The organism is Psychrobacillus sp. BM2 (genome assembly GCF_048572895.1).
In the GTDB taxonomy this organism is placed as follows: Bacteria; Bacillota; Bacilli; order Bacillales_A; family Planococcaceae; genus Psychrobacillus.
Genome location: NZ_CP183878.1, coordinates 659371 through 676204, shown reverse-complemented (window position 1 = coordinate 676204; position 16834 = coordinate 659371). Strand labels below are relative to the sequence as shown.

Sequence of the window (16834 nt, the reverse complement as noted above, 5' to 3'; positions counted from 1 at the left end):
CCCTCACTTTTCTAAATATGTTCACCGTTCTTATAATATCTTGTTAAAATCGAACTAAATGATAGCGCTTTCCTGTTAGAATATTATCAGTTATTAGATATATCGAATATAAAAAGAGAATAATAGGTTTAAGTTTTATTATTTTCATTATTTCCATAGTTTTCACGGTTTTTTACACAAAGAAGCCCCTATTGAGCCTCAATAGGGGTCTAATTGATTAGCAGTTTATATTTTCTCTCTGGCCTACCAACACTTCCATATAAGATTAATACTTCCATCTCTTCAAGTGAAACTAGATATTCCAAATATCTTCTCATCGTTGAATAGCTTATTCCCACAATTTGGCTGAATTCATCTGCGCTTAAACTCTCATTGATGTTCTGAATCTTACTTCTGACTAATTTCAATGTATGCTTGTCAATCCCCTTTGGATAAGTCACTTTAGGAGTACTAGCTACCGATTGAATCTTATTGTTCGATCGAAATAAGTCATCTATATTGTCTTGATTAACTGATTGACTTTGATGTAACTGACCTCTTACAACGTCATATTGCTTAAGCGCAGCAATAAGTTTATCGATTATTATAGGCTTTATAAGGTAGCCGAAAGCACCACCGCGTATTGCTTCACTAACCGTTTCAGTATCGTTTGCAGCGGTGATCATAATAACGTCTATCCCTCGATACTCTTTTCGAATTTCTCTAAGTAGTTCAATCCCATTCATGTCGGGTAAAAATACATCGAGTAAAAGCAACTGGGGCTGCATAACTCTCAATAGTTGTAATGCCTGGCTCCCCGAACTTGCTGTAGCAACGACCTTAAAATGATCTATTTGATCGGTAAAATGCTTATAGATATTCGTTGCATCTTCATCGTCTTCAACGATTATTACGTTAATCGTCTCGTTAGACATATTCACACATCCTTTTTAATCCAACTGTTTTGTGGGATCACGATTGTAAATCTTGCCCCACCTAACTCACTTTTATCAACATAGATTTGACCATTTAATAATTCGAGTGAATTTTTTACAATAGCCAAACCAATCCCGTGATTTTCTCCACTTTTAGTCGTGTATCCATCCTGGTAAATAATATCTTCCATCATTGTTGGTATGCCCGGACCGTTGTCTTCGATATCAAAAATAATTTCTCTACCCAAATCAGTAAAAGATACTTTGACGAGACCTTTATTTGCTTGCTTTTTCCTTGCTGCCTCCATTGCATTATCTATAATGTTGCCAATGATTGGAACGAAATGATTCGATTTAGAATTATCTAGGATACTGTCCAATTTACTATCAGCATCAATCTCCAAACTTACTTGTAATTCCTTCGAACGATTCACTTTACCAAGTAAACAGGCAGCTATTAAAGGATCTTTTACAGATGACATAAGAAAAGATATGATATCTTGTCTTTCACTAACTTCTGAAGAGACGATTTGAATAGCACGGTCATACTCTTTTAGGGTGAGTAACCCATAAATCGTGTTTAATTTATTCAAAAACTCATGATTTTGTGCTCTCATATTTTCGGAGAAGGTTTTTATTTTTGAAAACTCTTCGGTCAATTGTTCAACTTCAGATACTGTTCTTATTGTTAAAACCGCACCCATGATATTGTTCATTATTACTATTGGAGAAGCGTCCAGTATGAAAAGTTGTTGATTGAATAACAGCTTTTTATTTGTATAAGCACCCTTTGTTTCAATTGCTTCATCAATGTGTTTTTCCAACTGCTGGTCTGTAATAACTGATCCGACAATTAGCTGCTGATCATTAAATAATTCACGTGCTCTTTTATTCATGGATGTAATTTTTCTTTCAATATTGACAGTGATTGTTGCATCTCGAATCGACTCAAGAGTTGCTTCTTTTTCCGTAAAAAGAAAAGATATTTCCTCTGGTTCCAAACCGAAAATCAGTTTCTTTAACCTTCTAGCTATCAATATTGCACCGCCTATTCCTACAATAAGCGGAATAATAGCTAAGTGAATAATACGTTTTCTATAATCTAGCACTTGTTGCTCTATATTATTCACTAAAAAACCTACCGAAGAAACACCGATAACTTCCCCTTTGTTGTTCCAAATAGGTGTTTTCGCTTTTATAGCGGGTCCAGACACTCCGCTTCCCCTGTAAATAATTGACCGATGCTCTTGGAGTACTGGATCATTACTCGTCACTGTCGGTTTTCCAATATTTTCGGGATTAGGATGTGAGTAACGTAACCCTTTTTCATCCGCAACAGTTACATAATCTGCGCCAGTTGTTTGACGTATTGTTTCTGAAATTGGTTGGATAATATGTGATGGATGGGCGTCTTCAAACCCTTGAATAATCGTGGGATTTTGTGCAGTTAGTTTAGCGACTGTCATTGCCTGCTTTCCCATATAATTTTCTACAATATCGTCAAGCATCGTAGAAAAAAGAAGGCTTACTAGCAAAGTACTTGTCAAAACTACAACTATTATAAGTAAGGTCATTTGGGTCAATAAAGTCACTCTAGATTTTTTCAATGAACTACCCATATATTCACCTCACACTTTCCACGTATAAAATATTATTATATAGTTTGTACAAAGTTTCTACAATGAATGAAAAAAGAACCGCTTGATCTTGGCACATCAAGCGGCGGTATGAAAACCTATTATCCATCGACTAGCCAATATCCACCTGCAAATCCTATTTTTCAATACGTTCTCTCAATTTTACAAGCATTCTTTCCCGCCTCTTTTTAATACCCGGTATCGTTATCCCAGCTCTATTTGCAGCCTGCTGTAGCGAGATCCCTTCTACGAAAATCCACATCAACAGCTCTCGCTCCCTCGATTGCAATGATTCAATCGCTATTTCTAAATCCTCTCGCAGTAAGCTTGTCACAAGAGATTTTTCCAATAAAAACGCCAATTTTTCATCTTCCACAAGGTCGACTTGCTCCTCCTGACGCTTTTCTCTTTTTAATTCGTCAAGCATTCCACCGTATATCGAGCGGTATGCATATGGTGCAAAATCTCCTTTTTCCACATCGAACTTAACCCATGCCTTCCACAATGCAATTCGACCAGCCTGTCTATAGAGCTCGTGAATTTTGTAAATACTTAGCTTTCGAATACAAGCAGAAATCATCGGCTCAAACTGCATCAATACATCTTCAAAATCCGTCAATGCTATATTCCTTTTGAGTCATGCACGATTCGCTTATTCCTAGGTAGCCTTAGAATAATGAACTTATCTTGCAAAATCTAATGACTCCTTGGGAAGTAAGAGCGAAGCAAACGTTATGTTTTAGTGTATGGAACAGTTTGTATTGTGAAGTAAAACGGTTAAAATTGGTACAAATCTTAAAGGTACCAGTTTCTCCTTGAGTTTTGAGTTATATATGAACTTGGTACTCGCATGTTTGTAGTTATATTTTCCAAATATGCGGATATCAAAAATAGCAGCCGAAAATAATACTTCGGCTGCTTTTACTCTTCTTTTAAGTTTATGAATTGTAGTCCATTGTCAGAATAGCGTAGAATTGTTTCTTACACAGCGTCTCTATTTACCTGAAATATAAGCCCACTTGTAGCTATAGTCTCCCGTGAATGGGTGTGCGACAATGCCATGCACGTAAGGCTTTTGTAGTGACATAGATCCCGTTTGGTACATATTAGCAATCCCTGCATCTTCTTCAACAATAATTTTCTCTGCTTCCGCTAAGGCTTTCCAACGTGCAGCTGGATCCAAAGAGAGTTCACCTTTTGCTTGATCTAAAAGATTATCGAATTTTTCATTAGAATAAGACATATTATTTTGAGATGACTCTGATTGAAATAGGTCCACGAAAGTAACAGGATCTTGGAAATCTGGCGCCCAGCCAGTACTTTGGATATCATAATCCTGAGCAGCATCTAAATCCAATTTAACATTAAAAGGAACGTTTTTAATTGTTAGTGTAAGTCCTTTAAGGTTTGTCTCCATCTGTGCCTTCAAATAAGCATCCATATTTTTTGCAAGCTCAGTATCTCCACTGATATATTCTAGCTTCACCTCAGTCAAGCCTTCCTCTTTCATGCCCTCTTCCCATAATTTAGCAGCTTCTTCTGCATTAAACGGAAGCATATCGCCATTTACTTCACGAAAATCCTTTTTGTTCTCATCGTATGCAAACTCTGTTGGCACAAGGAAATCTGCTGGGATGGAACCGTTCGCAAGAATTACATCAACCAAGTCTTGTTTGTTGAATGACATTGCAAGTGCTTTTCTTAGCTTAACATTTGAAATCGGTGTCTTTTTCCCATTTCGTTCTTGATTGAATTTTAAATAGTATACAGTCGGTTTTAAAACTTGTTCCACTTCTTCGTCATCTGCATACTGCATTGCATATTCTCCAGATAGCCCAACTCGATCTTTTTCGCCATTATTATATAAGTTAACGGATGTACCAGGTTCTTTAATAACGTCTACGTTAATCGTATCAAGCATTACCGTTTCTGCATCCCAATACTCTGGGTTTTTTTCCATTGACCAAGTTAGACCAGTTCCATCCCAGTTTGTCAGGATGAACGGCCCGTTGGACAATAGACTTTCTGAGTTTGCAGCGAAATTCGATCCCTGTGCAGTTACATACGCTTCGCTTTGTGGATAGAATGTTCCAAATGCCATAAGAGATTCAAAATAAGGGACTGGACGTTCTAGTGTAACAACCAACGTTTTGTCATCCTTCGCTTCTACTCCTAGTTCCATTTTATCCATCGAACCAGCAGAGATTTCTGTTGCATTTTTGATAGTTCCAGACATCATATAAGGTCCGTAAGTCGATCCAGTTGCAGGGTCAACTGCACGCTGCCATGCAAACACGAAGTCATTAGCAGTAACAGCTGAACCATCTGACCACTTTGCATCACGTAGTTTGAATGTATAAGTTAAACCATCTTCACTAACTTCTGGCTCACTTTCAGCCATTGCTGGAACTGCTATATTTTCTTGGTTCAAGCGATATAATCCTTCGGCAACATTGTTTAGTACGTTGAAAGAAACAGCATCATCCGCAAGAACCGAGTCCATTGATGGAATCTCTGCACGCTCTACTAAATTTAGTATTTGTTCTTCATCAAGTTCTTCACTTGCTGCCTCTTCTATGTCTTCTACATTTCCTGTGTCTTTTGTATCCTCAGACGTATCAGCTTTATCTTGCTCTCCGCATGCAACTAAAAAGATCCCGATTATTAAAACCATGCCCAAAAGCCATATTAACTTATTTTTCTTCATTAAACATCCACCTTTATATTTTGCTAGAATAATTATTCACTTTCTATTATATCTCAACCTACTCATTTATCTACACTAAATATCTGAATTGATAAAAAAGTGAATCCGTTTTCACCAAAAGGTATGTAGTACACAACTTCAGGACAATTCAGAGTTGTTCCTTACACAGCGATTTTCAAGGAATGTATAAAAAAAAGGATTGCTTGAAAGAATCAAGACAATCCTCTTGCTATTATTTCTTTAACACTTCTTTCCCATCCACGTTGACATTATATGAATGCTCTCTTGCTGCTTCTTCAATTTCTTCAAATGCCCAATGGGTAGTTGGGACATCCTTAAATGTCGAAGTAGTAGATTCTGTTAATGGTCCGCGTTTGAAAATACGATTGAGCACCTTTACAGCTTGAGCTCTCGTCAGCTTTTCTTCGGGATTGAAATTTCCATCGTTATAACCGACCATTATTTCAGTTACTTTCATGAAACTGATTGCTTGTACTGCCCAATGGTTAGCTGGAACATCTTTGTAGTTTGATTTGCTATAGTTTGAAATTTTTCCACAGTTCTCAAAACTAGATGAATCATTTTTGCATTCTGCTTCGATCCAACGATAGGCGATCGTTGCCATTTGAGCGCGGGTGATTGTTCCTTCTGGTTTGAATTTATCTGTACTTGTTCCTACCATAATACCTGCATTTTTTGCTTTCAGTATGTCATTATATGCCCAGTGGGTTTTGCTGACATCCTTGTAGGATAGTTGATTGCTAGAATCTATATCTAACAAATTACGAGCTAACATCTTGGCCATTTGGGCACGCGTGACATCCGCATCTGGACGGAAGATTCCTTCTCCTACCCCGTTAATATAAGGTTTATGGATTTGCTTCTGGTCATCCTGGTATTCCTTCCATCCATCCATATAGATTAATGTGAATGTACTGAATTTCGTAATCATAAATTCAATACCTTCAGAGCCATCTTTCATCTTGACAAGTTTACCTTGCATTAACTCTTTTGTTCCATCGCTATGCTCGATGAAGACACCAAGGTTATCAAGTATTTCCTGACGCTTCTTCTCATCCGATGGCAGACTATCCTTTAATGGAAGAACAATCGAAACTTCCCTGCTTTGCATATTTGTTTCAATTTCCATTGGGCGACCTAATACTTGCACGGTTTGATTTTGTGCGACATTTTGAATCATTTCTTCCTTCTTCGCACGTTCTTCTACTAGTTTTCTTTGTTGTTCCGTTTTCATCGGTACGATGCGGAAGTATAAATCTTCTGCAAATCCAGAAATCGATTTTGTTGGTATAGATATCACAGCATTATCTGTGACAATTTCTAGCTTCAGGTTGCCAGCATTTAGCTGTTTTAATGCGGACTTCGGAATGTCCACATTGACTTCAGCTACTTTGTCGTTTGTATCTGGAATGACAATTCGTGCTGTATCGACACCTTGTTGTTTCGCTTTCACTACTATTTCTTTAGCGAGTGTCTCTGTCATTGCTACTTTGTCCTTTACGGTGCCATTCGGCTCAGTCGTACGGATAACTGGTGTTTTCGTTAAGTTCGTCCCATTTTCTCCATCAACATCAACCACGATTTGTTCAGTTGTCGGGCTAGTTGGTATTGGTGTTGCTGTTGGTGACGGGTTAGTCACTGATGCAGGGTTCTTCGTGAAAATCACTGTTGTTACTAACCCCACTGACGTATCTCCAGCTGCTTTCACACGAATTTGCACTGTTACATTTCCTGTGAAGATTGGGGCTTGAACTGGATTATAAGTTGTCCAACTTGTGCCGCCATCCGTGGAATATTCCATTGTATCGTCTGCATCAATCAGTCTGTTTGTATTATCATTTACTGTTACATTTGGTGCAACTGGTTTAAAGAAAAGATCAAATGTTGCTTGGATTTCTCCAAAATCTTCATAACCACTAGCTGGACGCTTGTCTAACATCCATTGGGCTAGATCTTGATACCTAACGTCTGCAAAGGATAAATTAGATAATTTATCCAAGTTCAACTTAAAATCATCCATTAGGTACTCTGGTAGATCTATATTGAACTGTTCAGATTCCATTTGTAGTAAACGTAGCGCCGTTAAAACATCTACTATTTCATTATTTGAATTCACCCTATTAATAGATTTATAATTTGGAATTGAAGACATTAATTCTACAAATATTTGGTTTCCTGGTTTTTGTTCTTTTAAATAATGAAGTTTTGTACTATAGGCAATAATCTCTTGGTCGATATCGGACATACTTAGGAATGATTGAGCTATTTCACTAAGTTTATCGTATTCACTATTATTCGGAAAAACATAACCAGAATCGGAAAGCATTTCAAAAAAATTGGTGATTTTATTCTTAATAATTTCTAGTTCCGCTTCGTCGAAAGCACCCATTAGTAAACTATCAAAATTCAATATAAACTGGATTTGTTCTATATTAACTTGTTCTTCATTTAAATTTCTTATATTTGTTGCAAATTGCTCCCAATCTTCAAATCCTTCTGGAAGAGTTAAACCAAGCCCAGGATCTTTTAGTGCTGCAATCATATCCTCAAGATTACCTGTTTTTTTTGCGGCATTAACCTTTTCTAAAGGTGTTAACTCACTCACTTTAAACTTACTTACTTTGGAAGTGCTAATGGTAATAGCTTCGTTATCCCCTTCCATACCTCCATACTCTAGAACATATCCCTCGACATGTTCAGGTAGACTATCTGGAAAGTCGTTCCATTTCCCATATCCGGCTGTGTCATTGTTGTTCCAAAACGCACCGTTTGTACCTAGAATATGTGCGTAATGTTCTCCACCACTGTTATTAGGTTCACCGCGTACACCATTAGGATTAACATACCAATTTTCATAACCACCATCTACTGAAGAACCATTACTTCCCCCTTGCCAAAATTGAGTACCAGCCTCTGGGCCTGTTACCCAATACCACTGTCCTTCAGCCTGGGCTTGATCAGTATAATAGTTTCCCACGACTCTATTAAGTTCTGTATAATAATCGGATGCACCTATCCAACCATTACCACTAGTTTTTTCTTTAATAAATTCATTTTCTCCTTGTGATGTAACTGTTGCTAAATAGCCTTTACGACCAAAAAAAGTTTTTGCTTCTGCAGCTATCCTTGCATTAGTCCATGAAATCCCACTAGCTTCTATAAATTCATAATAATGATTATTGTAAGAAAGGGAGCTTCCGAGATTAAACGTAAATGTTCTATCTGTAATATTACTGGATGTAGTTGAATATGAAACAGAACTTAATGCTTCTTGATACTCTTCCTCAGTAGCCTGTCCATTTAAAATCAGAACACCATTTTCTTGATTGTAAACACCTGATATCTTATCAGTATTAGTAAAATTAAGCTGATCTCCAATATTAAAATTATTGATAACAACTGAAGCACCACCTAGTTCATCTATAATCCCTGAAATTGTTAACTCAGGATCAATTAAAACCGATACTCCATCATTTATAAAAGTTGAAGAATGATTAGAATTACTTATTCCTTTAAATCCAGGTACTATTACTTCATCAGATTCAGACTGATCTACTTCAGAATAAAGTTCAATTTCTGTAATATTAGCAAGTGGGATACTTGCCCCTATCAAAACTTTTACATACCTTGTAGTAAATGGTATCTCTACAGATCGATCATATTTTTTATTACGTGAATCAACAACTATAGATTCTGAACCCGAAACAGAGTCTACATCCTGCCACGTTTCTCCGTCGTTACTTATTTTCAATTTTACAGAATCATTACTATAGGCACTATGAAAATGCAAAATCCATTTACTAATTGTGTATTCTTTCCCTAAGTCTAATAACAGCCATTCATTATTACCCGTTTTAGATACCCATGAGGAGTTATAACCCGTAATTCCATCTACGGCCTTTTCTCCATTTTGAGTGTCATTCCAGTTACTACTAGTAGTAACTAATTTTCCTACAGCAATATTTTCAATAGTTTTTTCTTCATACAATTCATTTGCAGTACCCTCTTCACTTTTAGCACTTACTAAGTCAACATTGTATGGTAGAAATGAAAGTAGCATCATAGTGATAAGTGTGCAAATAAACAATTTTTTCATGTTCAATTGTCAGTCCTCCTAGTTATTTTCTATTAGTACCCTTGAGATATTATAGACCTTTAGTCTAGACATTTTCTGAACATCTCTGACAAAATTCGACAAAAAATCCATCTAATAGATAAAAATCAGATGGATTTAGTCATTATTATATATTTTTAATCAAGTTTTCTAGTTTTTCCTGTGGCTTTATCCCTAATTGTTTCCAGAGGGTAGTTTTATACCTGTTATAGGATTCAATAGCTGCTGGATTGTTCTCTTGTTGGATGTAAAATTGAACAAGGTATAATGTGTATCTTTCTTCCCAAGGGTCCATTTCTATGAGCTTTTCAATAGCTTCTTTTAATACAATGTCTGTTTCCATAAAAGAAGTCACAACGAATTTCTCTAAAAACTGTGCAACCCTTTTCTGCAATTGTCCTCGCTCTTCCAACGCCCAGTCATAATATTCTTCGGCTAAGTAATGATTCTTATATAAATCTATCAGCTTTTTAACATCTTCTATTTTGACTTGTGTTTGACCTATAAATTTTTTAAGATTCTGCACATCGCTACTTAACTCAATCGATAAGGAATAGCGCTCATCTACATACTTGATGGAATCATGGTATCCATGATTTTTTAGTTCTTTTCGTAAATGATAGACACTTGTATGCAACGCTACCGAAGCCTTATCTAAGGTACGGTCTGGCCAGAGTTCTTCCATAATCTGTTCCCTGTGTACAGGTTTATTTTGATGGATAAGATAGGCACAGAACTCTTTTACCTTTTTCGTTCTCCACTTGATAGGTTCATTGTGCTGGTCAATTAGTCGAAAGCCACCAAGAAAGTTTGCTCTTAGAGAAGATTCCCGTTTAAAAGGAAAATCAGGTTGTTTTCTACGCTGATAAATTCTTTGCACTGTTTTTTCTAAACGACTTTTTTCAATCGGCTTTAAAATATAATCCACGGCATGGACATTAAATGCTTCTAGCGCATACTCATCATAAGCTGTAACGAATACGATTTCCGTTTGAGAAGCCAATGATTCTATATCTTCAGCTAATTTTATACCGTTCATTTCTTTCATCTCTATATCAAGAAATAGGATATCGGGTTGTAGTACTTCCAAACTTTCCAATCCTTCTAATGGGTTGGAAAACTTCCCTATAATTTCGACTCCTCCAATTTCTTTTAGCATTGCCTCTAATAATTCGATTGCTAAAATTTCATCATCGACCAATACGGCATTTAACATTTAATGTCCCTCCTTTTCACTTTGGATTAGTGGAAATCTTAATTCGACTATTGTTCCTTTATTTTCCTCACTAGTTATTTCAATAGATGTATTTTCATAATATTTTAATCGTTTTTCTATATTTAGAAGTCCAACGCCATGACCATTATCTATATTCCAAATTTGTTGTAGCTGCTGCTCAGACATTCCTGTTCCATTATCCGTTATTCGGAAAATGATCATGTTATTTTCGCTCTTAACGGTGAGATTTACCATGCCTTGGCCTTCCTTCATTTTCAATCCATGAACAATTGCATTTTCAACGATAGGCTGCAGTAGTAAAGGGGGAATAAAGCAATGGAGTGGATCTTCCATCTCTACTTTCCATTCTAATTGCTCTGGAAACCTAGTACGTTGAATATTAACATAGGATTGAATCAGCGAAAGTTCTTTCTTCAACGGTACTAGACTATGCGTATTTTCAAAAGAAAAGCTTCCTCTCATAAAGTTTGCGAAGTCTGTAATCATGACACGTGACTTATCCAAATCTATATAGCTGAGGGAAAGTATGGAGTTTAATACGTTAAAAATAAAATGAGGCTTTATTTGCGCTTGTAAAAAAGCTACTTCCATCTTCACTGCATTTTCGGACGATTCCTTCATTAAAAGTAAATTTCTTATTCTAGTCTTTAACTCGGATGTATCTAAGGGTTTGTGTAGAAAATCATTTGCGCCAGACTGGAACGCTGCAATCATATCTTCTGGTCGAACTGCCGCTGTGAGCATTAATATAGGAAGTTCTGAGAGTAAATAGGACTTTCTCAATTGTTGGCATACTTCATATCCAGAAACTTCCGGCATCATAATGTCTAATAGGACAAGATCGACATCGGGATGCTTTTTTATCTGCTCCAAAACCGCTTTTCCACTATCAACGGCGACGATGAAATACTCTTCCATCATCAGCGTATCTATGAGTACTTTCAAATTAACATGGTCATCATCTGCAATAATCACTTTTTTTCGACCCTTATTTTCTATAACAGTAGGGATAGGAAGCGAAAAAGCATGTTGGTTTGCCTTATTAACTTGAGTTGCTTTTGGCATTGTCACGGAAAATGTAGTTCCCTTATTAAGAGCTGAATCTACAGAAATTGTCCCGCCTTGAATGTGAACGAGCTCTTTCGTAACACTTAAGCCGAGACCAGTTCCTCCAGTGGAATCACTGTATTGCCGAAAAGGCTCGAATACAAATTGCAAATTCTCTGGAGCGATTCCGATACCAGTATCACTAACTTCTATCACTACGTTTTCTTCCTGTTCGAAGCATTTAATCTCTACTTTCCCTCGAATAGTGTATTTAACCGCATTATCTATTAAATTATATAAAATTTGACGGAGTCGCTCCTCGTCTGCCAATACAAATTGCCCACGCTGGATATGATTAACGACCTTCACATCTTTGTCTATCATGTACGTAAAAGTTTCCACTACGACATGTGTAATAGCAAATAAGTCCACTGAGGTAATGCGGACACGTAAGTCCCCTTCTTTCAGTTTCGAAAAATCTAAAATATCATTTACTAGGTTAGACAAGCGCTGAGCAGTCCCTATGATTAAATCCATTTTCTCTTCTTCATCAACCGTCAATGAAGATTTACTATCCTCCAGCATGGACTGGGAAATAGCTATAATTCCATGCAAAGGGGTTCGAAATTCATGAGATGTCTTCGCAAGAAACCCGTCTTTCAACTTATCCACACGTATGAGAGCTTTAGACAACTCTTCTTTTTTCAAGAAAGAATCCATGAAACGATGGGAAATATAAAGTGAGAGCATCGTTAAACAAATAAAAGGAAATAAAGGTGGTAATGAATTGAGCGCAAAGTTTGCCGAAACATTTAACGTTCCTACAGTGAAATAAATAAAAATGGTGAAGGTGCTAAAGATTAAATAAGAGGCACCTACTGCCCTTTTTGATATCGCAATAATTTGTAAATAAATGATAAAAACTAAAATGATAAATATATAAAGAGAATAGTAAATTTGCAGGCTAGAGTTAATCTTTACTGGTAGCAGGGCAGATCCAGTGAGTAAGATACTTAGCATATACAAAAATTTCACTATTTTATTGTTTGCAAATGGCTTTAAAGATGTGACAAAAAAGCATAACATAAACAAACCTATCCAAATACTTGATAATGACTGGATTCTTTCAAATAATGCATAGGGTGTTGAAGGAAACAGCTGCAAAAAAACCTTTTCTCCGTGGGAAATGGCATATAACACATTGGCAAAACAAAATAGGGAAAAGAAAAGTTGCTCCCTCCCAATCCTAGCATGCAAATAAGAACCTAAAAAATAGATAAACATCGTAGAAAAAGCTGCTATTGTTATCCAATCATAAGCAAGTGAACTTTCCCGAAGTTTTCCAATACTATCTTGATCGCCTAGATAGATAGAACCTAAAATCCCTCCACCAGACGCATAATCGAAATTGGCAACCTGTACAATTATTTCTATCTCATCTGCGCCAGGAGAAAAATAAGAGACATACGGGATATTATGAGGTGTGTATGCAGAGTCCTCTGCCGGAATTCCACTTTTACCTAATAGTTTTTCATCCATATAAATGGCATTCGACATACGAATATTTGTTGTTTTTATCCCTAACACTTCGGGCGAATCATTTAATAAAATCCTTAGCCGATACGTACCACTAGTATATTTCGTTATTTGTTCACCATCTAAGTCATAGTTTGTCCATAATGATGGAACTTTTACAACATAAGATTGTTGCCTATCAAATGCAGGGGAATCTAGCAGCTTATTAGGAACAAACTCCCACTCTCCATTCATTTCTACTGAATTGTCTCCGTTGAACTCATAATTGCGTAAATCTAAAACTCCATTCTCAGCTTTTGGTGAAATCGTTTTGTCTTGCACTAGAATGGAATTCAAGGCAAATGCACTTATTAGTAATATCCCAATAATGGTGATGTTTTTTATATAGTTTTTTTTCATGCTGTTTTTCCTTAGATTAAGTTATTTGTTATGTTGATTGTATGCGGAAATATTGCTTTATACAATATTTTTTTGATGGATTTTTGCGGTAGGTATAGGATTTAGTCCCTGTGTAAGATGCAACTCAGACACTTTTCCCAGTTGTTTTAGAATTGAATTGTGTGTTACACAGGGACATTTTTTATTATCGATCAAACAGTCCATTGGGAAATCGGCATTGCTTTGAAAAAAGATGGCTACATATCTCAAGCAAAAAGAACGTGGATCCAGTTTTTAAAAACTTGACTCGAACAACTTGAAACCACAAAAACGTTGAAATAATGAGTGGTACCAGGTTCTCATTGAATTCTGATTGGGCAAAAGATTCCTCGTTACTAGAACCTAAGTAAGAGTTTGCACTTATTATTTTTGCTGCCTATACCTCTAATTACAAAACAGTAACCCAGTAAAAAACGTCCATTTCACAAATATATGAGTTTTCAGTGCCCTACAAAAAATAGGGTATCCAGTTCAATTTGTTCCAGAACCGGATACCCTAGTTTAATCTGTATTTATCATTTAGCCATATCTAGCGCATTAAGCAATTCAGCAATCTGATCATTTTGCTGATCTAAAAATAGTTTAAAATCTTCTGAGTTTTTATAGTCACTTTCCCAGCCAGAACTTGTCATAGCTGTTTTCCATTCTTCAGTTTCTACCATTTCTTGAATTTTATCGTTCCAATAACTAAGCGCATCTTCACTCATCTCTTTCGGCCCAAAAATTCCTCGCCAAATCATAAACTCAGCATCGATTCCTAGTTCTTTCATAGTTGGAACGTCTTTAAGTTCCCCTCCCATTCGCTCTGGTGAAGCGACCGCAAGTACTTTTACTTCGCCAGCTTTTACATACTGGGTTACGGATGAGGCATCTGTTGCAAGTACGTCAGCATTACCACCTAGCAAATCAGTCATTGCTTCTCCGGTTCCATCATACGATACATATTTGATTGATTTATGATCTATTCCAGACTTATACGCGGGCAAAATGGAAACTAAATGGTACATCGAGCCAGGACCCGATCCTCCTGCAAATGTCACAGAAGTGGGATCCTTTTTCAAATCATCTAGTAAAAACTGGAGATCATTATACTTAGAATCTGATTTCACGACAATAGAGCCATAATCTTTCGTTAATTGAGCAAGAGGTACCGTATCATTATATCCATATGGACTATTCCCTTCTTTTTTTAAATGATTGATCAAAACGGGAGGTGAGCCCGTGAATAATTTATAGTCATTTTTAGCGTCTTGTGTGGCATAACTAGCAATAAAGACAGTACCACCACCGCCGGGCTTATTTTCAACCATCATGCTCTCATCCACAAGCTTGGTTTCTGTCATTACTTTCGTAAATGTCCGTGCTGTTCGATCCCAGCCTCCGCCTGGTCCAGAAGGTGCTACGACAACAATTGCTTTTTCAGGATACATATTTTTATTAGCTCCGCTCGCCGTATTACTCCCTGATCCACTACAGCCAGCTAACCCTATCGCCATAACAGTTCCTAGTAGAATACCTTTCCATTTTGCCGTTCTCATCATTACTACTTCACCCCTTCAGATAGTATGAATCTCTTAAATAGCATTTTTTGTAAACGCCTACATTATTATTTAAATGAATACTCCCCGACACAAAAATCAGGGAGTATTCTATTCGTATAAAATTAGTTCACTAGCTCCGCATTTTTACCCAAAATATACTGTGCAGCGGATGTACCAGCTAATTTACCGTAAACAGCACCTGACATCAATCCAGATCCGCCTGGATAGTTTTCGTAAAAGATTCCACCAATCATTTCACCTGCTGCAAACAGTCCTTTAATCGGTTGTTCTTCTTTATTTAACACTTTTCCCGATGTATCTACATGTAATGCTCCGAACGAGAATGTAATTCCACATGTGACAGGGAACGAGTAGAATGGACCTTGCTCAATTCGGAGTGCCCAGTTCGATTTAGGTGGAGTGATTCCTTTCGTTCCTTTACCATCTTTCTCAGCTGGTTTGTAATCGCCTTCTTGGACAGCTTGGTTATACTCCTCGATTGTTTCCAAGAATTGCGCTTTATCTACTGGCAATAAATTCGCAAGTTCCTCAAGCGTATCAGCTTGATAGAAAGTAGCTTCTTGCAAATCATATTCTTTCCGCAACAGCGGGCGTACTTGTGTATCATAAATTTGGTATGCTACATGTCCAGGCTGCTTTAATACTTCGCGCCCATATTTGGCATACGTATAATTCCGCAAATCTGCTCCTTCATCTACAAAACGTTTTCCTTCATTATTGAGCATAATACTGTATGGATACGAATGCTTTTTGAAAATATCACCTGGTTTTGTAAAATCCCCCACGATCGGTGCGTTAGAATCTGTCCCAATCGAATGGCAGCCGGACCATTCTCCAAATTTTTGAGCTCCTACTTCTAGTGCCATGAAAATACCGTCACCAGTGTTAAATTCAGTACCCCGGACAATTGCAGCTTCCCATTCTTCACCGATATGTTCACTTCTCAATTTCTTATTTGCCTCAAAACTTCCGCAAGCTAGTATGACACTAGTGGTATTTACCGTAATTGATTCCTCGTCTTTTTCCACAACAATACCTGTAATTTGATCGTTTTCTTTAATTAATTTCACTGCGCGTGATTCATACCAAATATCGATGCCTAGCTCTTTCACTCTCGCAAAAAGCTGCTTCATTAACCCAACGCCTTTATCTTCCGTTTTTATAGGTAGACCACCCCAGAAATGGCGTTTACCATCTTGTATAAAGGATTGGTTTTCATAATTTAGCTCAAATTTTATCCCTTGATCTCGCATCCATGCAATCGTTTCATAAGATTTAGAAACAAGCTGATTAGCCAATCCAGAATCGCTTTTTCCACCTGTAACTCGCATCAAATCATCATAGTAATCTTTTTCAGCGTATTCAGGCATCACAATCAATTCTGCTTCTTCGTCTGTCAATTCTGGTATGACCTTTCGTATAGCATCTAAATTATTGTAAGCAACACGAATCGCTCCATCTGTAAAAAATGAGTTCCCTCCGCGTTTTTCCACTGGTCCTCGTTCTAATACAAGAACTCTGGCTCCACCTTCTTTTGCTGCTATTGCCGAACATAATGCTGCATTCCCTGCTCCAACTACAACTACATCGTAACTTTGTGTATTTGACATGCTGACTCCTC

At 37.0% G+C, this 16834-nt stretch carries 9 protein-coding genes; all 9 read right to left on the bottom strand.

Features of this window, described 5'->3' with window-relative positions:
* Window positions 1-209: 209 nt before the first annotated feature.
* The gene (locus ACN6MX_RS02935) at window positions 210-914 is read right to left on the bottom strand and encodes a response regulator (protein WP_419961191.1); all 705 of its coding nucleotides are present in this window, start codon (window positions 912-914) and stop codon (window positions 210-212) included.
* A 2-nt stretch (window positions 915-916) separates the two neighbouring features.
* Window positions 917-2533, bottom strand: a complete 1617-nt coding sequence (locus ACN6MX_RS02930) for an ATP-binding protein (RefSeq protein ID WP_419961190.1) — start codon at window positions 2531-2533, stop codon at window positions 917-919.
* Between the two features lie 154 nt (window positions 2534-2687).
* On the bottom strand, window positions 2688-3170 hold the full coding sequence (locus tag ACN6MX_RS02925; RefSeq protein ID WP_419961189.1) for a sigma-70 family RNA polymerase sigma factor: 483 nt from the start codon (window positions 3168-3170) through the stop codon (window positions 2688-2690).
* 375 nt (window positions 3171-3545) lie between these two features.
* Window positions 3546-5258 carry a peptide ABC transporter substrate-binding protein gene (locus tag ACN6MX_RS02920; RefSeq protein WP_419961188.1) on the bottom strand — a complete coding sequence of 571 codons (1713 nt, stop codon included), beginning with the start codon at window positions 5256-5258 and terminating at the stop codon, window positions 3546-3548.
* A 232-nt stretch (window positions 5259-5490) separates the two neighbouring features.
* Window positions 5491-9375, bottom strand: coding sequence for a DUF4073 domain-containing protein (locus ACN6MX_RS02915; RefSeq protein ID WP_419962541.1), 3885 nt, complete (start codon window positions 9373-9375; stop codon window positions 5491-5493).
* A gap of 145 nt (window positions 9376-9520) precedes the next feature.
* Entirely contained in the window at window positions 9521-10609 is a 1089-nt protein-coding gene (locus ACN6MX_RS02910; protein WP_419961187.1) for a response regulator, read from the bottom strand.
* Complete coding sequence (locus ACN6MX_RS02905) at window positions 10610-13612, bottom strand: ATP-binding protein (RefSeq protein ID WP_419961186.1); 3003 nt, start codon at window positions 13610-13612, stop codon at window positions 10610-10612.
* Between the two features lie 554 nt (window positions 13613-14166).
* Window positions 14167-15189 carry a tripartite tricarboxylate transporter substrate binding protein gene (locus ACN6MX_RS02900; RefSeq protein ID WP_419962540.1) on the bottom strand — a complete coding sequence of 341 codons (1023 nt, stop codon included), beginning with the start codon at window positions 15187-15189 and terminating at the stop codon, window positions 14167-14169.
* 125 nt (window positions 15190-15314) lie between these two features.
* Entirely contained in the window at window positions 15315-16823 is a 1509-nt protein-coding gene (gene tcuA / locus ACN6MX_RS02895) for an FAD-dependent tricarballylate dehydrogenase TcuA (protein WP_419961185.1), read from the bottom strand.
* Window positions 16824-16834 lie beyond the last annotated feature (11 nt).

Coding starts and splice junctions, on each gene's coding strand:
- ACN6MX_RS02935 (WP_419961191.1), bottom strand. CDS start 914: ATGTCTAACGAGACGATTAACGTAATAATCGTTGAAGACGATGAAGAT.
- ACN6MX_RS02930 (WP_419961190.1), bottom strand. CDS start 2,533: ATGGGTAGTTCATTGAAAAAATCTAGAGTGACTTTATTGACCCAAATG.
- ACN6MX_RS02920 (WP_419961188.1), bottom strand. CDS start 5,258: ATGAAGAAAAATAAGTTAATATGGCTTTTGGGCATGGTTTTAATAATC.
- ACN6MX_RS02915 (WP_419962541.1), bottom strand. CDS start 9,375: ATGAAAAAATTGTTTATTTGCACACTTATCACTATGATGCTACTTTCA.
- ACN6MX_RS02910 (WP_419961187.1), bottom strand. CDS start 10,609: ATGTTAAATGCCGTATTGGTCGATGATGAAATTTTAGCAATCGAATTA.
- ACN6MX_RS02905 (WP_419961186.1), bottom strand. CDS start 13,612: ATGAAAAAAAACTATATAAAAAACATCACCATTATTGGGATATTACTA.
- ACN6MX_RS02900 (WP_419962540.1), bottom strand. CDS start 15,189: ATGAGAACGGCAAAATGGAAAGGTATTCTACTAGGAACTGTTATGGCG.
- tcuA (WP_419961185.1), bottom strand. CDS start 16,823: ATGTCAAATACACAAAGTTACGATGTAGTTGTAGTTGGAGCAGGGAAT.